This window comes from Faecalibacterium sp. An77 (assembly GCF_002161315.1).
GTDB lineage: Bacteria > Bacillota > Clostridia > Oscillospirales > Ruminococcaceae > Faecalibacterium.
Map to the genome: position 1 here is coordinate 1 of NZ_NFHK01000035.1, position 19,724 is coordinate 19,724.

Consider the following 19,724-nt stretch of genomic DNA (forward strand, 5'->3'; position numbering starts at 1 on the left):
GGGCACCGCAACCCGGAGCCGCGCTCCAATTTTCACAAGGACATTCATGTCCGCCGGGAAAATTGGCTAAGCGCAAGAGGTTTTCCCCGCATCGCCGACCGCCTTGGTCATCACCAAATTCTGCCTTTTTTCTATACTTTTTCCGTTCTCCGGCACTTCCGCGAAGCCGTCCCGTTTCCGCTCGTTCCCGGCGTTTTTGCCTGCGGCACGATATGGCGTTCTTTTCATTCCGTCTACATCGGAAACTTTCAGTCTAACACGTCATCTTATATACAAAAAGTTATTCTCCTGCATAGTCAATCCCCGCCCGGGCGGCCTGACTTTGCTGCAGCTTCCGGGGGATATGATAGACCTTCCCGTCCTTGATGAACACCGCGCCGGTCTGTTTGAAATGGAACCGCACCCCATACCGGACGCACTGTTCCCGGGTGGACAAAATCCATTCGTACCGGCAGGGCCGGGCCCCGGGGCCCGACTCGCCGCCGCACAGCACATATTCGATTTGGCCCGAGGCCAGATAGGGCTCGATGTTGATGGGCCCCAGCATGGGCTCATGGCAGATGTGCTTGTGCCGGATGGGCAGGGTCAGATAGAGGGGCAGGCGGGCGTCGGCCATCTCCTGGTTTTCCGCGGTGCAGTAGATGGAGACGTTGGGATAGCCCTCGCCCCAGTCCGGCGGGATGCAGTCCATAAACCGGTGGATCCGCTTGGTGATGATGGCGAAATCCAGATCCGGCCGCTGCCGCATCATCTGCCAGCAGGCCGGCCGCCAGGGGTCCGCCTCCTCCAGAAAGAAATCGGAGGTCATGCAGGTGAACACCGTCCCCTCCCCGGGCTGCAGCTTGTATTCCCGGTGCCGGTCCCGCCGGAGCGGCAGGTCAAAATCCCCGGTTTTGGCCACGGCGCTGGCGTCCCGCCCCACCGAAGCGTCCCGCCGGTAGACATAGCAGTGCATGCACCCGGCGCTGATCTTATGGCAGCCGTGCCAGGGGTTCCAGATGGGCATGAGGTCACCTTCTTTCCACCGGCGCAGGACTCACTGGACCTTTGCCTTTTTGCCGAACACCGGCGAAGCCAGGAAGGGCAAAAAGACTACTCCCATCAGCACCAGATGCAGCCCCACATCCATCCAGCCGATGGTCTGGTTACTGATTTCGGTGGTGCCGGTGTAGACCACCGTCAGGTTGTTGTTGAAGAAATGGAGCAGCACCGGGGCCCAGATATTCCCGGTCTTAAGGTAGGCCCAGGCAAAAAAGATTCCCAGGGTCACGCAGGTAATCAGCTGGCTGGCCACGCTCTGCAGGGCGGTGTCCGGGGCGTAGAAAAAGAAGTTCAGGGGCAGATGCCACAGTCCCCACAGCACACCCAGCAGCAGGACGCCGCCCCGCATCCCGAACCGGCTCTGGAGCCGGGGCTGGAGGAAATACCGCCAGCCGTACTCTTCTCCCCAGAAGGGCTCAAAGCTGCAGAAAAAGTTGGGGATCAGCATCACCAGCGCCAGATAGGGCGCAGGGGTTACCCAGTAGGCCAGATATTCCTCCAGCTGTCCGCTGATGGCCGCGCCGGCAAACACCAGCGCCGTCCGCAACAGGATGTACAGCACCACACAGCCGCAGACCAGTTTTCCCTTTTGCCAGCCCAGACCGGCGGACTGGCGCAGTTCTTTTTTCTGGGCCAGAAGGACGCCCCAGCCCGCCAGACTCCCCAGAATCACAATGAGATTGCAGGCCACCAGCCAGCCTCCTCCCGGCAGGATCACCGTACCCAGGCAGCACAGGGCCATCAGGCCGGTGCAGATCAGATGAAAGACAAAGAAGCGCCGGGGCATAGCGTCCGCCTGCCCGGTCAGCAGCAGGGCCGCGATGGCGCCTGCGGCCGGGTAGTACATCTGGGCGTTGGCGAAGATGTCGGTGGGGTAGCCGGCCCGCTGGGCGATGGCCAGAGGTATCCCCATCAGAAAGGGCAGCCCGTAGGCAATCAGGGCAAAGGGCACCAGCTGGCGTGCGGTGCAGCGCGGGGAATCTTCCATAATCAGGTCTCCTTTTCCTTATTAAAGATAAGCCCATTGTATCACAAACCGGCCCGGCGCGGAATAGGATCCTTGTCCCCTTTTTCCGGCGGTTTTAAGGGGTTTTATTGTCCTGAACCGGCGGTTTGGGCCCGTCCTCCGGGCGCTGAAATATACTTCATTCCGGATAGGACGAAGATAGGCAAATTTTGAACAAAACATGAAAAAAGTATAAACAAACCCCTTGCATTTTCTGGAAAAAGGACTAGAATGGGAGATGGAGCGGCTGGATTGCGGCAGGCATCCAGCCTGGCAAGAAATCATACAAATAGGAGGAATCTTTATGGTAAGTTTTCTGCTCTGCCTGGCTCTGCTGATCATCGGCTACCTGACCTACGGCAAGGTCGTCGATAACACCTTTGGGCCGGATGACCGGGAAACTCCCGCTGTCCGCATCAACGACGGCGTCGACTACGTCGTTATGCCCCAGTGGAAACTGTTCCTGGTTCAGCTGCTGAACATCGCGGGCCTTGGCCCCATCTTCGGCGCAATGCAGGGTGCCCTGTGGGGCCCTGTGGTTTTCCTGTGGATCACCTTCGGCACCATCTTTGCCGGCGGCGTCCACGACTACTTCTCGGGCATGCTGTCTGAGCGCAACGAAGGCGCTTCCATCTCCGAGATCTGCGGCATCTACCTGGGCAACGGCATGAAGACCGTCATGCGTATCTTCAGCGTGGTGCTGCTGGTCATGGTTGGCACCGTCTTTGCCGTCGGCCCCGCCGGCCTGATCGTCACTCTGTTCAAGAACGGCGGCGTCACCGGTCTGCTGGCCAACACCGAAGTGTGGCTGTGGATCATCCTGGCCTACTACTTCATCGCCACCTTCCTGTCCATCGACAAGATCATCGGCAAGATTTATCCCGTCTTTGGTATCTGCCTGATCGTGATGGCCGTGGGCGTTGCCATCGGCATCTTCACCAACTCCAACTACGTCATTCCTGAGCTGTGGACCCACTTCTACAACATGGAGCCCACCGGCAAGCCCATCTGGAGCTTCATGTTCATCACCGTCGCCTGCGGCGCCATCTCCGGTTTCCACGCCACCCAGTCGCCTCTGATGGCCCGCTGCATGAAGTCGGAGCGTCAGGGCCACATGGTGTTCTATGGCGCCATGGTCTGTGAGGGCATCATCGCTCTGATCTGGGCCGCCGCCGGCTGCTCCATCTACGAAGTCACCAACGGTCTGAACACCGGTCTGCAGGCTTCCCTGGCCAACGGCCAGTCCGCCGCCATCTACGACGTCTGCGCCAAGACCATGGGCGGCATCGGCGTGGCTCTGGCCATGCTGGGCGTCATCGCCTGCCCCATCACCTCGGGCGACACCGCATTCCGCAGCGCTCGTCTGACCCTGGCCGACTGGTTCAAGCTGGACCAGGAGGGCTTCAAGAACCGTCTGATCCTCTGCGTGCCTCTGCTGCTGGTGGGCGCCTTCGTCGGTCACCTGGACTACTCCATCGTCTGGCGTTACTTCAGCTGGACCAACCAGACCCTGGCCATGATCGTTCTGTGGGCTGCCAGCATGTACCTGTTCCAGCAGAAGAAGAACTACTGGATCACCGCTGTTCCCGCCACCTTCATGAGCGCCGTGTCGGCCACCTACTTCCTGCTGGGCAATGAGTGCCTGGGCCAGTTCCTGAACACCAAGGACGCCTCGGGCGCCGTCGTCTACAACACCGCCGTGGCTTACCCCGTGGGCATCATCTTCGCCGTCCTGCTGCTGGCTATCTTCATCCACGCCACCAAGAAGCAGCCCGCCAAGAAGTAACCCCTTCTGCCCGGCCTGGCATACGTAAAATTCACCCTTCCTGCCAGCCGCTGACCTCCAACAGCGGCTGGCAGGTTTTTTATCAAACATCAAACAAGCGGCGTCCCCGGACGCCCGGAGGTTGCATCCTATGATCTTCAAACCCGTACAGCTGGGCCGCGAGGCCCTGGACCCCCAAACCCTGGCCGCAGACAAAAAGAGCTGCCGCCGCATCGGCCCCTGCGGCGTGGGCGACAAGGCTTTGTATCTCAACAGCTTTTACCTGGACCGCCGGTATTACGTCACCTATCCCTCCATCACCCGGGCCTTCAAGCGGGTGGCCATGAGCCGGGGCGGCTTCACACAGAAAGGCGTGTTTGCGTCCATCCCCTATCTGGTGGTTCAGTACGACAACGGCAAAGAGAAACAGTGCAACTTCAAGTATGAGGAGCAGGTGGACCAGCTGCTGGACTGCCTGGCCAAGACCCACCCCGAAATCAAGCGGGTCAGCGCCGCCGCCGAGGAGCGGCTGGCCCAGCGGGAGCGGGAACGGGCCGCCCGCAAAAAGCCCAACCTCTCCCCTGAGGCCCAGAAGAGCATCCGCACCCTGGAGCAGGCCTCCGACTATCTGACCCAAAAGCCCGAGCTGGCCCAGGAGCTGAGCCTGTCGGCCAAGCGCAAGCGGGCCTACCTGTGCAGCAAGCCCAGTTACCGCTGGGTGGCCCTGGCCATCACCCTGCTGGGCGTGGCCTCCCTGATCTTTGGCGTGACCCTCTTTGCCCAGGGCAGCGGCAGCTTTGGCGCCTACTTTGCCCTGTTCGGCCTGGCGGCCATCTTCATGTTCTCAGGCGCCAGCGTCCTGCCCACCGCCCAGAACAACAAAAAAGTGGTGATGGGCCGGGCTGACCGGGCCCTCCAGGCCATGGAGGACTATCTGCGGAACTACGACAGCTTCCCGGTGCCCGCCCGGTACGCCCACCCCATTGTCCTTCAGCGGATGATCCGCGTCCTGGAAGAAGGCCGGGCCGTCCATCTGCCCGAGGCTCTGGAGGCCGTCAAGCAGGAGCTGAAATCCCTGAACTCGGACGTGGAAGTGGACCAGGAGGAGTACGACGAAGTGGTGGCCATCAAGCCCATGTTCCTGAACGAAAATTATCGCTGAGCCTTTTCCTTCAAAAATCCAACCCCCGGGCCATCTGGTCCGGGGGTTGGGTTTTTATATGGCTTGGGCCCGGTGAGGGCGTTCTTTTTTCTGGACCAGGCCGGCGGCCCGGTTTCGCTTTCCTTCCCTTATTCGTCTATGTACTCCACCAGAATCACCCAGACCGAACCCTTTTTTCCGCTTCCATGGGTCACGCTGATGCTTGTCATGGTTTTAAGAAGCGTCCCGGTGTTAATAGTTTCGTCTTCTGTAATGTCTTTCAGGGCCAGCGTTGCCACGCTGCCGGAGGACAGGTCCCCATTGTACACATAAAGATAAGCGTTCTGCCCCACCTCATTCATATCGCCCTGCTGCGTGGACATAATATAGGTTTCCGGGTCCTCCAGAATCATTTCCAGAAAAAGCGAGGCGGCCTCATCCAAAGCGGTACTGGAAGAGATCCGTTTATCCAGGTCCCGGCCCAGATTCAGCACCGCAATCATCTGATTGCGCAGGCGGTCCCCTTCGGTCAAAACGGCTTCTTCGTCCTCCTCCTGGTCCGCCAACGGCGTCTCATTCGACTGGAGCAAATACTCGTTGGGAACCATCGTATAACCACAGCCGCCCAAAAACAACATCGACAAAACCCCTGCCAAAAGAATTCCGGCCAAAGATCTCTTTTTCGCTTGGATGCTGCACATAAAATGGACACTCCTTTCGATCACAGAAGGACAGCTTTGCAAAAAGCCGTCTTTTGAGGTTGGTAAGCGGACATTTTATCTGAAAAGCCCGGCGTCTGCTTCGCCGGAACTTTGCATACAGCCTTTCAAATCGCGGAGCCGGAGGGCTGAAAGTACAGCCCGATTGTCGCAAACTGTATCTTTTTGCAGTGAAATCGGCGTCTATATTGTCTATTTTCACCAAAATATAATATCATGTGCTCCGGGAACGGGTCAATAAAAATCCCGTCATTTTTTGTCAAAAAATCGAAGTTCTATATTGTATCTAAAGCTTGAGATAATTTTATGTTGATTTAGCACAGGAAAGCGATACTTCGTTATTCCAGCAAAGGATTTTCATGCTGTGCGGTCAAAAATCTCTCCGGAACCTCGTCCGGAAGGTGTGTCCATCGCCGGTAAAATATGGTAGAATAAAGAAAACGCGCCGGGCCGCCGCAGGCGGTCAACACTGTGCAGAAGGAGGGCACCCATGTCCAATATCACCAAAAAAGCGCTGGAAACAGCCCTGAAAAAGCTGATGCTCCAAAAGCCGCTGGACAAAATCACCATCCGGGACATCACCGACGAGTGCGGCATCAGCCGGATGACCTTTTACTATCACTTCCAGGATATCTACGACCTGGTGGAATGGGTCTGCATCGAGGATGCCACCGCGGCCCTCCAGGGAAAAAAGACCTGCGACACCTGGCAGGAGGGCCTGGCCCAGGTGTTTGAAGCGGTGCTGGAGAACAAGCCCTTTGTCCTCAACGCCTGCCGGTGCATCAGCCGGGAACAGATGGAGAATTTCCTGTTCAAAATGACCTATGGTCTGATCCGCGGGGTGGTGGATGAAAAGAGCGCCGGGGCCCCCGTCACCGAGGAACAAAAGGCTTTTATCGCGGATTTTTACAAGTACAGCTTTGTGGGGCTGATGCTGGACTGGATCAAGAAGGGGATGCACGCGGACTATCACGACCTGGTGCGGAACATCAGCCTGACCGCCCAGGGAGGCGTGGACAACGCCATCCGGAATTTTTCCAGAGCATGACCCTTACAAAGGGCCTCCGATGCACAAAAATCACTCATACGGGGTCCTTTGTAGATAGCGGGCAGGGCCGCGGTATGGTAAGATCATGCCATCCTCTAAACAAGCACCTGCAAGAAAGGATGATTCTGCCATGACCAAGAAAATTTCTCCCCTGACCGCGGCGGCGCTGGGGGCAGCCGGAGCCGGCGCAGCCCTTGCCCTGACCCGCAAATATCAACAGAAAAACCACACCGCCGCAGCCCGTCCGGCTGTGCCGGCCAGCGGCTACCGCAACACCGAGCGGGGCAAACAGCACCCCAACAGCAAGGGGATTTACTATTCCAACGGAAACTATGAAGCATTCGCCCGGCCCGAAAAGCCCGCCGGCGTAGACGATAAAAACGCCTGGATTGTGGGCAGCGGCCTGGCCTCTCTGGCGGCGGCCTGCTTCCTGGTGCGGGACGGCCAGATGCCCGGATCCCACATCCACATTCTGGAAGCCATGGACGTGGCGGGCGGCGCCTGCGACGGCATCCTGGACCCTTCCCGCGGCTATGTGATGCGGGGCGGCCGGGAAATGGAAAACCATTTCGAGTGCCTGTGGGATCTGTTCCGGTCCATTCCCTCTCTGGACACCCCGGGTGCCTCGGTGCTGGATGAGTTCTACTGGCTCAACAAGCACGACCCCAACTATTCTCTCTGCCGGGCCACCGTCAACCGCGGCCAGGACGCCCACACCGACGGCCGGTTCAACCTGAGCCAGAAGGCCATCATGGAGATCGTCAAGCTGTTCATGACCCCCGACGAGGACCTCTACGACAAGACCATCGAGGATGTCTTTGACGACGAGGTGTTTGACTCCACCTTCTGGCTGTACTGGCGCACCATGTTCGCCTTTGAGAACTGGCACAGCGCCCTGGAGATGAAGCTGTATTTCCAGCGTTTCATCCACCACATCGCCGGCCTGCCCGACTTCAGCGCCCTCAAGTTCACCCGCTACAACCAGTACGAATCCCTGATCCTGCCCATGCAGAAGTATCTGGAGGAGGCCGGGGTGGACTTCCGCTTCGGCACCGAGGTGACCAACGTGCTGTTTGAGCACCGGGGCGGCAAAAAGATTGCCACCGCCATCGAGTGCCGTGTCAACGGCAAGGAACAGGGCATCCCCCTCACCGAGAAGGACCTGGTGTTTGTGACCAACGGCAGCTGCACCGAGGGCACCATCTACGGCGACCAGGACCACGCCCCCAACGGGGACGCCGAGGTCCGCACCAGCGGCTGCTGGAGCCTGTGGAAGAACATTGCCCGTCAGGACCCGTCCTTCGGCCACCCCGAAAAGTTCTGCTCCGACATCTCCCGGACCAACTGGGAGTCGGCCACCATCACCACCCTGGACGACAAAATTCTCCCCTATATCTCGGCTATCTGCAAGCGGGACCCCCGCAGCGGCCAGGTGGTCACCGGCGGTATTGTCAGCTGCCAGGATTCCAAGTGGCTGATGAGCTGGACTATTAACCGTCAGGGCCAGTTCAAGGCCCAGGACCCCGAAAAGGTCTGCGTCTGGGTGTACGGCCTGTTCACCGACGTTCCCGGCGACTACGTCCACAAGCCCATGAAGGACTGCACCGGCCGCGAGATCACCGAGGAATGGCTGTACCATCTGGGTGTGCCGGTGGACCAGATTCCCCAGCTGGCCGCTGAAAGCGCCGTTTGCGTCCCCACCATGATGCCCTATATCACCGCTTTCTTCATGCCCCGGGCCAAGGGCGACCGTCCCGACGTGATTCCCGACGGCTGCGTCAACTTTGCTTTCCTGGGCCAGTTTGCCGATACCCCCCGGGATACCGTTTTCACCACCGAGTACTCGGTCCGCACCGCCATGGAGGCGGTCTACGGCCTGCTGGGCGTGGACCGCGGCGTCCCCGAGGTGTGGGGCAGCGTCTATGACATCCGCGCCCTGCTGGACAGCGCCGTCTGCCTGATGGACGGCCGTTCTCCGCTGGACGTGGCCCCCTTCTCGGCCGCCAAAAAGCCCCTGCTCCACTTCATCCAGGGCACCGTCCTGGAAAAGCTGCTGCGGGACCACGGCATCCTCCAGGAAACTCCCCAGCGCTGATTTCCTTTTACCATCTCCTCCTTCCAAGAGACCCGCATTGCAACAGGTAGACCCCGGACGCCCCCACAGGCGCCCGGGGTTTTGCTTTTGGATGGAAAAGCCGGGAAGGGATTGTAAAAGAGCCGAGAGTTTAGTATAATTTGTACAATAGTTGTTTTGTGCAAAGCGCGATTTTGTGCGCAGACTGCAAAGATAAATAAAGGAGGGTCTCCATGGCCTACGTCATGGCACTGGACGCCGGAACCACCTCCAACCGGTGCATCCTGTTCAACCAAGCGGGGGAAATGTGCAGCGTCGCCCAAAAGGAATTCACCCAGTACTTCCCCAAACCCGGCTGGGTGGAGCACGACGCCAACGAAATCTGGACCACCCAGCTGGGCGTGGCTCTGTCCGCCATGAACCAGATCGGCGCCACCGCCAAGGATATTGCCGCCATCGGCATTACCAATCAGCGGGAAACCACCATTGTGTGGGACCGTGACACCGGCGAGCCGGTGTATCACGCCATCGTGTGGCAGTGCCGGCGGACCAGCGCCTACTGCGACGAGCTGAAAGCCCGGGGCCTGACCGAGAAGTTCCGTCAAAAGACCGGCCTGGTCATCGACGCCTATTTCTCCGGCACCAAGCTGAAATGGATTCTGGACAACGTCCCCGGCGCCCGGGAAAAGGCCGAGGCCGGACAGCTTTTGTTCGGCACGGTGGAAACCTGGCTGATCTGGAAGCTCACCTGCGGCAAAATCCACGTCACCGACTATTCCAACGCCAGCCGCACCATGCTGTTCAACATCCACACCCTGGACTGGGACGACGAGATCCTGGCCGAGCTGAACATCCCCCGGTGCATGCTGCCCCAGCCCATGCCCTCCAGCCAGTTTTACGACTACGCCGACCCCATGCACTTCGGCGGGGCCATCAAAATCGCCGGAGCCGCCGGCGACCAGCAGGCCGCCCTGTTCGGTCAGACCTGCTTTGCCCCCGGCGACGCCAAAAACACCTTCGGCACCGGCGGCTTCATGCTGATGAACACCGGCAGCCGCCCGGTGTTCTCCCAGAACGGCCTGGTCACCACCATCGCCTGGGGCATCAACGGCACCGTCAGCTACGCTCTGGAGGGTTCCATCTTTGTGGCCGGTGCCGCCATCCAGTGGCTGCGGGACGAGCTGCGCCTGCTGGAAGAGGCCCGGGACTCGGAGTACATGGCCAACAAGGTCCCCGACACCAACGGCTGCTATGTGGTGCCGGCCTTCACCGGCCTGGGCGCCCCCCACTGGGACCAGTACGCCCGGGGCACCATTGTGGGCCTGACCCGGGGCTGCAACAAGTACCATATCATCCGGGCCACCCTGGACAGCCTGTGCTATCAGGTCAACGATGTCCTTCACGCCATGGAGGCTGACTCGGGCATCCCCATGACCAGCCTGCGGGTGGACGGCGGAGCCTCCGCCAACAATTACCTGCTCCAGACCATGGCCGACATCAGCAACGTGCCGGTTCTCCGGCCCCGCTGCCTGGAAACCACCGCCCTGGGCGCCGCCTACCTGGCGGGTCTGGCGGTGGGCTACTGGTCCTCCCCCCAGGAGGTGGCCAAGAACTGGTCGGTGGACTGCACCTTCCGGCCCAATATCCCCGAAGAACAGCGGGCCAAGCGCCTGCGGGGCTGGAACAAAGCCGTCCGCTGCGCCTACCACTGGGCCCTGGACGAGGAATAAATCCCCACACGCAAAAACCGCCCCTTCTGCGCCGCAGAGGGAGCGGTTTGTTTTTATGCCCGGGCCCGGCCCAGACGGAGGGCCCGGCCCACGGCCAGAACGGTCATCAGGGGCATCATCCCCCACCAGGGCAGCAGCTGGCTGGCCGCCAGAAAGGTACCCGCCAGCAGCAGGTCCCGCCGGTCGTAGCCCCTGCCGGGCAGGTCCAGCGCCCGGTGCAGGGCCCGGTCGGCCAGAACGCTGCGGAGGGCAATGGCCGCCACCATCCCGTACACCACCCAGAGGATTTCATCCATCACCCAGGCCCCTGCCAGCGCAAAGCCCAGGCTCACCAGGATGGTGACCAGATTGATGTGCAGCAGCTGGTTCTGGCGGTTCAAAACCTTCAGGAAAGTGTTGCCCAACAGGTTCATCTTGCAGTCAAAATAGCAGATGGGCAGCACCAGAGCCAGATATTCCAGGCTCTCCCGGTAGTCCGGCAGCCACAGCTCCAGCAGAGCCCGGCCGGGCAGATACAGCACATACATCCAGGGCAGCAGCAGATACAGCCCGTCCTCCAGCTTTTGGCTGTAGGCGGCCAGCTCCTGCCCCGACACCCGCCGCAGGGCCGGAAACAGCACCATGCTGATCTGGGACAGGAAGGTCAGCGCAAAATTGATGAGGGTCAACGAGAAGGAAATCTGCCCGAAGGCCAGCACACCCCACCGCCAGTCCACCACCTGACGCCCCACCCCCAGCACCAGCATGGCGCAGAGGTTGGAGAGCATCAGGCTCAGACCCACGGTGGCGCTGCGGCGGCACTCCGCCGCCCCCAGACGCAGATCCAGCCGCGCGCCCCGGAACTCCCCCCGGATGCGCACCGCCAGATAGGCCAGCCCCAGCCCGCAGGCCCCGATGTAGAGGGGAATCAGGGCAAAGACCCCCGCCGCCCCGGCGGCCAGCAGGAGGCATTGTCCCCCCAGATACACCAGTTTGTTCAGGATCAGGGAGCGGGAATAGACGTCTGTCTCCCCCCGGGCCTGAAAGAGATAACCCAGATGATTGTGGCAGGAGTAGAGCCAGAAATACACCAGCACCGCCAGCAGGATGGCCCGGCGGCGCAGGTCCGCCACCGCCAGAGAAACCACCCCGCCGAGAGCCATCGCCAGCACCAGCTGAAAGGCCGCCCCCACCCAGAACTGACTGCGCAGGACGGCGGGGTCCAGTTCTTCCCGGGTCTTGCCGCCCCAGCGAAGATACACCCCGTCGTTGAGACCCAGAGCCAGACAGGGTATGTAGGTGGCGTAAAACACAAAGAGCTGCCACCAGCTGAAATCCTCCGCCCCCAGCACCCGGGGCAAAATCAGGTTGGTGACGCTGCCCACCGCCAGAGCCACCCCCTGGGCGGCGAAGGCGTAGGAGAAATTCCGTTTCAGAGAGGATTCCTGCATGGCGCGTCCCCTTTCTTTCGGATCAGGAGGAGGTAGAGGAAAACCAGCAGCCCCAGCCGGATTCCAAAGCCGAAGGACACCACGCTGGCGAAAAAGGAATTGGAAATGGGGTAAAACACCACGCAGTAATACACCATGGCCCAGACCAGAATCCCCAGATGGGACCGGCGCTTTTTCTGGTACTCATAGTAGAAGCAGAACACCACCGAAAAGACGGTGTGCAGCAGGTACATTCCCGCCATGCCGAAGTCGTAGTGATAGTCCCGCAGGGCGGTGTAGATGTTGCCCACCGACACACCGCCGCTCTGGCGGAATTCGTGGTGGATGTAGTAATAGGGGATGTCCAGCAGCCCCAGCTTCCGCAGGCCGTTGTTGAGGGCGTAGAAGGTCTCCTTGCCCCAGATGCCGGAGGGCGCGGGCGGGTCTTTCAGATAGAGGTCCAGACCCGGAATGCCTCCGCCGGCGTAGTGGGTGATGTACTCCACCACCGTCTGGTCCGACTGGCGGCCCACCAGGGCCTTGACGGCGTAAAAGCCATAGAGGACCGCCAGCGCCGCCATCATGACCCAGAACAGGGTTTTCAGCCGGACCCCGCGGGGCCCGCCCGAGCGCAGCATATACCACAGCACCGCCCCAGCCACCACCATGGTCATGGCCGAAAACCGTCCGCCGGTCAGCAGGCTCACCGCCACGCAGGCGGCCAGCACAGCGGCGTTCAAGGCTAGATGCAGCCTGCCCAGACGGCGGCCAAACCAGATCAGATGAAACAGATACAGAAAGGCGATCACCGCCGAGGCATTCAGCATCTGGCGGACCCAGCCGGGCAGCTGGTCGGCCAGATCGACGCCGTAGGCGTTTTTGGCCCGGAAAATCACCATGGCGCTGGCGAAGGACCCGCCTCCGCCGATCCGGCGGATCTGGGCCAGCATCACCACCAGCACCACCCCCAGGGCGGCCAGCAGTCCCGCCGACACCCACACCGGGATGGGGGTGGCCCGGCCGCTCCAGGGCTGGACCCGTACCCGCTGAAAACACCCGTGGGCCCAGATGTTCACCCCCACCGTGATGGACAGGGCGCTCACAATCACCCCCACCGTCCGAGGGGCCAGGTCCAGCTGCCAGTAAGACGCATTGTAGAGGGCGCTGGCACAGCTGAAGACAAAAGCCAGACACAGCATGGTGCCGGGGGCAAAGAAGTCCCGGCCGCACAGGCCGTAGCTCACCAGGGTGAGCAGCACCAGGGCGGCAAGCAAAAGATAGATCATGGTCCTTCCCTCCGGTTTTCAGGTAGCAAAGCGGTCCACCCAGGCTTTCAGGCCGTAGGCGTCCCGGCAGGCCTGGTCCGGCCCCTGCCAGGGCCGGGCCAGAAATTCCCCCAGAGCGCCGGGGTCGTCCTGGCCCCAGACAAAGACCCATCCCGGGTGGTAGAAGTCCCGGGTCTTGATGTCGGGGCTGGTGGTCAGCAGTTTTTTGCGGTAGAACAAAGCCTCCAGAGGCCTCAGGGTCAATCCCGCCTGGCCGGCGCAGGGACAGTCCACCACCACCCGGGAGGCGGCGATTTCCGCCACAATCTCCCGGTAGGACAGCCGGGGGCTGTTGACCCCCACAATGCAGAACCGGGTCCGGCATCCGGCCTTTTGCAGGGCCTGTTCCATCTGGGCCAGCAGCGGGCCGCGGCCCTTGTCCTGCCCCGCAAAAAACACGTCCTGCCGGATGGCCTGAGGCCCGCCGGGGTCCCGCGGGATATAGAACTGGGGATTGTACCGCATTCCATAGGCGGCGCAGTCCGCCGGGTCAAAGGACCACACTTCACAGGCCGACCGGTCCAGGACGTCGGGGGAAAGGGTGGCCGCCACAGGGTTGCGGTACCAGACAATCACCCGCTTGCGGGGGTAATGCTGTTTGAGATACCGCACCACGTTGGGGGTGTTCCCCGCGTCGGCCAGGACGATGGTGTCGTAGTCCCCCGCCGCGCGGGTCCAGTCCCCCAGCCAGAGTTCCCGGCCCGGCAGGTCCAATGAGAGATGCGCCTTGCGGGCCGCCCGGATGGCCCGGCCGGTCCACTGCCCTTTCAGCATGGGCAGAAAAAGGATGCCGTCCCGCTCAGCGCCGTCCAGTCCGTACTGCTCATAGAGGCTGTCAATCAGGACAAGGGTTTTGGGTTGTATCATCATGGAGAAACCTCTGGTAAAACTCGTTTCTGGCCCGGTCCAGGGTCCGGCATTCAAAGGCGCGGGCGGCCTCCAGGCTGCGCCGGGCCTCGGCGGCCCGGACGCCGGGGTCGGCCAGCCGTTCCAGGACGGCGGCCATCCCCGCCGGGTCCCGCCGCCCAAAGAGACAGGCCGGGCTGGCCAGCTCGGGGTTTCCTCCCACCCGGCTGCAGGCCACCGGCACCGCCCGGCTCATGGCCTCCGCAATGGACCGGCACAGCCCCTCGCTGTCGCTGGGGTGGACGTAGATGTCCAGCTCGTCGTACCAGCTGTTCATCCGCTCCCGGGGCAGGCTGCCCAGGATTTCCACCTGGTCCGCCACCCCCAGCTTTTGGGCCAGGGCCAGCAGTTCCCTGCCCGACCCGGCCCCCGCCAGCTGATAGCGGAAGCGGGTGTTCCCCTTCCGGCGCAGCAGGGCCAGGGCTTCTATCACCCACCGCTGGCCCTTAAAGGCCACGTCCAGAAAGCCCGCGGTGCCCACCACCAGGGTATCCTGCCCGGCCTGGATTTTCTCCAGCCGGGCCGCCAGCACCTTTTCGTCCAGCGGGGCCAGTTCCACGTCGGAACAGCCCAGACTCCGGCCGCGGCAGTGATACCGCTTTTGGAGGGCCTGCCGGGTCACATACACCGCCCAGGGGGCTCGCCGGACCAAAGCCCGGCAACGCAGTTCCCGCCAGGGGGCAAGCATCTTGCCCCGGAGGCTGTGGTACCAGCTGCCCTCCCAGGCAAAACCGGTCACCTCCACCAGGTAAGGCCGCCGGTACCGCCGGCAGCAGGCCAACGCGGTGTTGGTGTAAAAGTTCCCCGGCGAGCGGACAATCACCCGGTCAGCCTCCCGGACTGCTTTGGCGATGGCCCGCCGCACCTGGCGGCGACAGCGGGGGTTCAGCAGCCGGGTTCCCGGGCGGTAGAGGTCGGGCAGGGCCAGACAGGTCATCCGGCTGGTGTCGCAGCGGTTGAACCGCTCCATGGCCTCCCGGGGCGGATAGACTTTGTCCTCCCGCCGCAGCAGCACCGTCAGGTCCCCCCATTCCCGATACCGCGCCCACACCGCCTCACTGAAATTGGAGTCGGTGTACAGGCCCCCGTCGGCGTCGTATTTCCACCGGGACCCGCCCTGCACAAACAGGATCTTCACAGGGCCCGTCCTTTCTGCTCGGTCCGGTAAGCCCGGTACAGTTCCTCGATGTAGTCGGGGTCAAACATCCGCCTTTTCTCCGGGTTCATCCCCGCCAGAATCTCATCCATCTCCCGGGCGGTGAGGGTCTTTTTCCCCTCCAGATAACTGCCGTAGTCGGGGTGGGCCTGATGGGACGCCGACAGGTAGTGGGCCGCCGAATACCCCCAGGGATTCTGGCGGTAAAAGTCCAGCACCACCCCGTCCAGAATATCCAGCAGGGGGCCCATCCGGTAGGAGGCTCCGGCCCGGTCGTTGAGATAGCGGGCAAACAGCTCGGTGTTCAGGTTTCCGGCGCCCCGGCCCATGCCGTAGACCGAACTGTCCACAATCAGGTCCCGGGGGCTGTTCTGCTCCACCAGGGCCTGGGCGTTGGCAAAGGCCAGCTGCAAATTGTTGTGGGGGTGGAAGCCGATCCGCACCGCCGGGTCCAGATGGGCTTCCGCCAGCCGGAACAGCCGCAGCAGGTCGCCCCGCTGGAGGGTGCCGAAGCTGTCCACGATGTAAAAGGCATAGGGCTGCAGTGCATTGACCCGGGCGATCAGGTCCAGAAATTCCCCTTCGGTGTAGCTCACCGACACCATGGGCTGGACAAACACCTGATACCCCTTCTCCCGGACGGTGCGGCAGGCCTCCAGCGCAGCCCGCCGGTCCTTTTTGTGGAAGGCCACCCGGATGCCCTGGATGGGGACCTCCGCCTGGGGCGGCAGCCGGCTGAAATCGTATTTGCCGTAGTCGGCCAGGGCCACATACCGGGCCCGGCCGGCAGCCCGGCCCCGGGGCAGAACGGCCCCGATCTGTTCCGGATGGGTGAAGCGGGTGACGTCGGGGTGATGGAGCACCCGGTCCAGCAGAAAGCCGCACTCGATGATTTCCACCCCGGCGGCCGCCAGCCCGGCGGTAATTCGGCGCTGGTTGTCCAGCCCGAAACGGCAGTCGTTGCAGTAGCCTCCGTCCCGGAGGGTGCAGTCCAGCATCTGAATGGTTCCCATCTCACTCCACCCCCTGTCCCGGCAGATAGCCGCAGCGGTAGAGGGCGTCGGCGATGCGGAAATCCTCCGCCTCATCGATGTCCACCGCCTCGATCTGGCTTACTTCCACCAGATAAGGCCGCTGGCCCACCCGGCGGCCCATCTGGGTGATAACCTCCCGGGTGTAGATGTAAAAGCCGCTGGTCTCCTGATAGAGGGGCGGCAGGTCCTGGGTGCGGGGGATGCAGGCGGGGTCATAGTTCCAGGGCCGGCCGTCCTTCCACAGGAAGTCCTGGACTTTCCGGGCCGCAAAGGCCGAGTCATATTCCCCGCTGCGGACGGCTTCCAGCCCTCTGCGGAGGGATGCCGCCCCGATGAATGGGGCGGTGGCGTGGGTCATCAGGTAGCAGCCGGCCTCCACATCCCGGGCAAAGGCGGCCAGAACCTGGGTCATGCTGGCGGTATCCCGGTCCAGGTCGGGAGACCGGCGCAGAAACTCCACCCCCGGCGGCAGAAAGGTCTGGATGTCCGGGTCGCTGCAATAGACGTAGACCCGGTCCAGCTCAGGCAGGGTCAGCAGGGTGGACAGGACATACCAGCACAGGGGTTTGCCCCCGGTGAAGGGCCTGGTGTTTTTATGGGGAAGGCGGCGGTTGTTCCGCTTGATGGGGACAACGGCAACGGTGGTCATAGGCAAAGGTTCTCCTTTCAGACGATTTCCTCCAGGGGGACGCGGGGATACACCTCCAGCATCCCGCCCCGGGTACAGTTGACGACCCGGACGCCCCGGGCCTGGGCGAACCGCCGGAAGGCGGCGTGGGCCTGCAGCATTTTATCCCCCATGACGGCGGCCTTGGGGTCATGGTAGCCGTAGGGCAGAAAATGGCTTTTGGGCTGGTTATAGTTGCAGTCGCACCCCAGCAGGTAAATCTCCCGAAAGCCCATATAGCAGGCCATCTGCAAAGCCGAGAAGGTCACCGAATAGCCGTCGCAGACGCAGCTGTAGCAGTCCTCCGAAAAGCGAAACTCCCCCCAGCCCTTCCAGTGGAACATCTTGTGGTCCAGCTCATGGAGGGGAAACGCCCGGAACCGCTCCGGCACCGGGTAAGCCGCTGCAATCTGCCCGCTGACCCAAATTTCGGGCAGCTGGCTGCCCGCGTCCCCGGCCAGCAGGGGCGCCAGCTTCTGGTAGACATACCGGTCCTGTATCATGTAGACATCCGGCCGCCAGGCGGTGTTCTCCCAGGCCAGCAGACAGGAATTCATGCTGAAACTGTACTCCCCCCGGATGCGGTCCAGATCCTCCATGGTGAGGCTGGGGCCGGTGGCCACCACAAAGCACCGCTGCCCTGCAAAGCGGCCCCGCTGTTTCAATATCCATTCGTACCGTGGGTCGTGAGCTCCGGCGCGGCGGGCGTCCGCCTGCCGCTGGGCCTGCCGGTATTGGGCCGCCAGCACCGGCCAGGCCGCCACCCGGGCGGCGGCGTCCAGAAGGGGGTTTTGTTTGGCTTTTTGCAGCAGGGTCTGCTCCCTCATGGCTGCCTCCTTCCCCGGCGGTTCAGCCGGTGCACTTCTCGTAAATCTTCTGGTAGGCCCGGGCCATGGACTGGGCGTTGTAGGTCTCCAGAATTTCCCGCCGGGCCTGCTGGATCAGCGGGCCGGTCCGGCGCTGCTGAGCCTGCCGGATGGCCCGGACATAGTCCTCCACCTCACGGCAGACAAAGCCGTTTTCCCCGGTGCGGATGACGTCCCCGCCGGCGGCGTCGCTGACCACGCAGGTTTTCTCCAGATACATGGATTCCAGCAGGCTCATGGGTAGCCCCTCCCATCGGGAGGTGAGGAGAAACACATCCCCCTCCATGGCCCGGCGGAGGGCTTCTTCCCGGCCCACCCAACCGGTGACTTCAATGTTGGGAGCGGTGAGGCGGTCCCGCAGCTCCCCATCCCCCACCCAGACAAACCGCAGGTCGGGCATGGCCCGGGCGATTGCCTCAAACCGTTCGGGGCCCTTCTGGGTGCAGATGCGGCCCAGGGTATAGACGGTGAAGGGCCGGCCGGCCCGGGCGGAGGGCTGGACCTGATTCATCATGTGGTGCAGCTCCTCCACATCGATGCCGTTGGGGACCCAGGCCGACCGCCGGGTCAGCCGGAGGCTCTCCCGGTGTTCCCCCGCCCCGCAGCTGATGGTGGTGCACCGCCGCCGGGCGCAGACTGCCTCGATGGTGCGGTAGAGTTCCCGCCTGAGGGGGCTGCAGTCCTCCATCAAAAAGCTGTAGCCGTGGGGGGTGTAAAAGAGCGGGGTTTTCTTTCCGCTCCAGGCCAGGCGGCCCAGGGCCCCGGCCTTGCTGCTGTGGAGGTGGATCAGGTCGGGCCGAATGACTCGGGCCAGGCGCCGCAGCTCCCGCAGGGCTTCCAGGTCCCGGGCGGGGCGGATCTCCCGGCAAAAGCTCTCCACCTCCACCAGATGAATCCGCCGGTCAAACCGCGCCCGGAAGTCGGGCGGGGTCTCGGGCCGCAGCCCATAGGCGAGATAGAGGTCGTATACCTCCGCCAGCCGGTTGGCCAGCTCCACCACATAGGTAAAGACGCCGCCGCCCATGGCCTCCACGACCCAGAGAAGTTTTTTCTGCATGGTATTTCTCCTTTCAGGCGCCGTACATCCGCAGCACCGCGCCCACGGTGCGGAAGAGAATCTTCCAGTCCTGGCAAAAGCTCCGCTCCTGTATGTATTGGAGGTCCAGCTCCACCCACTGGGCAAAGCTGAGTTGGTTGCGGTGGGGAGCAATCTGCCAGTAGCAGGTGAGCCCGGGGGTCACATAGAGGCGCTGGCGCTCATAGTCGGTGTACTGGGCCGCCTCCCGGGGCAGGGCAGGCCGGGGCCCCACAAGGCTCATGTCGCTTTTCAGGACGTTCACCAGCTGGGGCAGCTCGTCCAGGCCGGTCCGCCGCAGAAACCGCCCCACCCGGGTGATGCGGGGGTCGTCCCGTATCTTAAAGACCGGGCCGTCCATCTCGTTCTGGTCCAGTACCTCGTTCAGCCGGGCCTCGGCCCCCGGCACCATGGACCGGAACTTGTAAAACCGGAAAATCCTTCCGTCCCGGCCCACCCGGTCCTGGACAAAAATGGGGCTGGCTCCCGGGCTGTCCAGCCAAATCACCAGAGCCACCGCCCCCATCAGGGGCCACAGCACCGCCAGGGCCCCCGCCGATAAAATCACATCCTGGGTCCGGCGCCCCATCCAATACCGGCGCTTGCTGTCCAGCACCTGGCGCCGGTCCAGCCAGCGGCCGCCGGGCGGCGGGGCCGGCATCCTCTGCGCGGAAAATTCTTTGTCTGTCCTGGGTGTCACAGCACTCCCCCCTTTTCCTTTCTCTGCCGAATCTGGCAAAATCCTGCAAAAGGAAGAAGGCT

The 19,724-nt window shown here is 62.4% G+C and carries 17 protein-coding genes; 5 read left to right on the plus strand and 12 right to left on the minus strand.

What is annotated here, in order from left to right; translation table 11 throughout:
• Window positions 1-280: 280 nt before the first annotated feature.
• On the minus strand, window positions 281-1,006 hold the full coding sequence (locus B5G28_RS10595; protein WP_087248598.1) for a DUF5131 family protein: 726 nt from the start codon (window positions 1,004-1,006) through the stop codon (window positions 281-283).
• A 30-nt stretch (window positions 1,007-1,036) separates the two neighbouring features.
• Entirely contained in the window at window positions 1,037-2,029 is a 993-nt protein-coding gene (locus tag B5G28_RS10600; RefSeq protein ID WP_087248600.1) for a type II CAAX endopeptidase family protein, read from the minus strand.
• 322 nt (window positions 2,030-2,351) lie between these two features.
• Between B5G28_RS10600 and B5G28_RS10605 the strand changes: the two genes are divergently transcribed.
• Together B5G28_RS10605 and B5G28_RS10610 are read left to right on the plus strand one after the other, a co-directional pair.
• The gene (locus B5G28_RS10605; RefSeq protein WP_087248602.1) at window positions 2,352-3,833 is read left to right on the plus strand and encodes a carbon starvation CstA family protein; all 1,482 of its coding nucleotides are present in this window, start codon (window positions 2,352-2,354) and stop codon (window positions 3,831-3,833) included.
• A 130-nt stretch (window positions 3,834-3,963) separates the two neighbouring features.
• Entirely contained in the window at window positions 3,964-4,974 is a 1,011-nt protein-coding gene (locus tag B5G28_RS10610) for an ATPase P (protein ID WP_087248603.1), read from the plus strand.
• A 128-nt stretch (window positions 4,975-5,102) separates the two neighbouring features.
• Here B5G28_RS10610 and B5G28_RS10615 read toward each other — a convergent pair whose 3' ends face one another.
• Window positions 5,103-5,591, minus strand: coding sequence for a hypothetical protein (locus tag B5G28_RS10615; RefSeq protein WP_158099613.1), 489 nt, complete (start codon window positions 5,589-5,591; stop codon window positions 5,103-5,105).
• 571 nt (window positions 5,592-6,162) lie between these two features.
• Here B5G28_RS10615 and B5G28_RS10620 point away from each other — a divergent pair.
• From B5G28_RS10620 to glpK, 3 genes are all read left to right on the plus strand, one after another.
• Window positions 6,163-6,720, plus strand: coding sequence for a TetR/AcrR family transcriptional regulator (locus tag B5G28_RS10620; protein ID WP_087248607.1), 558 nt, complete (start codon window positions 6,163-6,165; stop codon window positions 6,718-6,720).
• Window positions 6,721-6,850: 130 nt separating this feature from the next.
• The gene (locus B5G28_RS10625) at window positions 6,851-8,815 is read left to right on the plus strand and encodes an oleate hydratase (protein WP_087248609.1); all 1,965 of its coding nucleotides are present in this window, start codon (window positions 6,851-6,853) and stop codon (window positions 8,813-8,815) included.
• Between the two features lie 212 nt (window positions 8,816-9,027).
• Window positions 9,028-10,524, plus strand: a complete 1,497-nt coding sequence (gene glpK / locus B5G28_RS10630) for a glycerol kinase GlpK (protein WP_087248611.1) — start codon at window positions 9,028-9,030, stop codon at window positions 10,522-10,524.
• A 53-nt stretch (window positions 10,525-10,577) separates the two neighbouring features.
• On the opposite strand, the gene B5G28_RS10635 is transcribed toward glpK, so the two are convergent.
• Genes B5G28_RS10635 through B5G28_RS10675 form a run of 9 tightly spaced genes read right to left on the minus strand, consistent with a single transcriptional unit; the run spans window position 10,578 to window position 19,623 of the window.
• A complete protein-coding gene (locus tag B5G28_RS10635; protein WP_087248613.1) occupies window positions 10,578-11,954 on the minus strand; it encodes a hypothetical protein in 1,377 nt (458 codons plus the stop codon).
• Window positions 11,936-13,219 carry an O-antigen polymerase gene (locus tag B5G28_RS10640; RefSeq protein WP_087248615.1) on the minus strand — a complete coding sequence of 428 codons (1,284 nt, stop codon included), beginning with the start codon at window positions 13,217-13,219 and terminating at the stop codon, window positions 11,936-11,938. Before B5G28_RS10640 ends, B5G28_RS10635 begins: the two co-directional genes overlap by 19 nt.
• A gap of 18 nt (window positions 13,220-13,237) precedes the next feature.
• Window positions 13,238-14,128 carry a hypothetical protein gene (locus B5G28_RS10645; protein ID WP_087248617.1) on the minus strand — a complete coding sequence of 297 codons (891 nt, stop codon included), beginning with the start codon at window positions 14,126-14,128 and terminating at the stop codon, window positions 13,238-13,240.
• Window positions 14,094-15,302: a glycosyltransferase gene (locus B5G28_RS10650; RefSeq protein ID WP_087248619.1), complete on the minus strand. Its 1,209-nt coding sequence runs from the start codon at window positions 15,300-15,302 to the stop codon at window positions 14,094-14,096. Before B5G28_RS10650 ends, B5G28_RS10645 begins: the two co-directional genes overlap by 35 nt.
• The gene (locus tag B5G28_RS10655; protein ID WP_158099614.1) at window positions 15,299-16,333 is read right to left on the minus strand and encodes an aldolase catalytic domain-containing protein; all 1,035 of its coding nucleotides are present in this window, start codon (window positions 16,331-16,333) and stop codon (window positions 15,299-15,301) included. The genes B5G28_RS10650 and B5G28_RS10655 overlap by 4 nt, the downstream gene beginning before the upstream one ends.
• Before the next feature lies 1 nt (window position 16,334).
• Window positions 16,335-17,003: an acylneuraminate cytidylyltransferase family protein gene (locus tag B5G28_RS10660; RefSeq protein ID WP_087248623.1), complete on the minus strand. Its 669-nt coding sequence runs from the start codon at window positions 17,001-17,003 to the stop codon at window positions 16,335-16,337.
• A 17-nt stretch (window positions 17,004-17,020) separates the two neighbouring features.
• A complete protein-coding gene (locus B5G28_RS10665) occupies window positions 17,021-17,848 on the minus strand; it encodes a 6-hydroxymethylpterin diphosphokinase MptE-like protein (RefSeq protein WP_087248625.1) in 828 nt (275 codons plus the stop codon).
• Between the two features lie 22 nt (window positions 17,849-17,870).
• Window positions 17,871-18,944, minus strand: a complete 1,074-nt coding sequence (locus B5G28_RS10670; protein WP_087248627.1) for a glycosyltransferase — start codon at window positions 18,942-18,944, stop codon at window positions 17,871-17,873.
• A gap of 13 nt (window positions 18,945-18,957) precedes the next feature.
• Window positions 18,958-19,623, minus strand: a complete 666-nt coding sequence (locus tag B5G28_RS10675) for a sugar transferase (RefSeq protein ID WP_087248629.1) — start codon at window positions 19,621-19,623, stop codon at window positions 18,958-18,960.
• Window positions 19,624-19,724 lie beyond the last annotated feature (101 nt).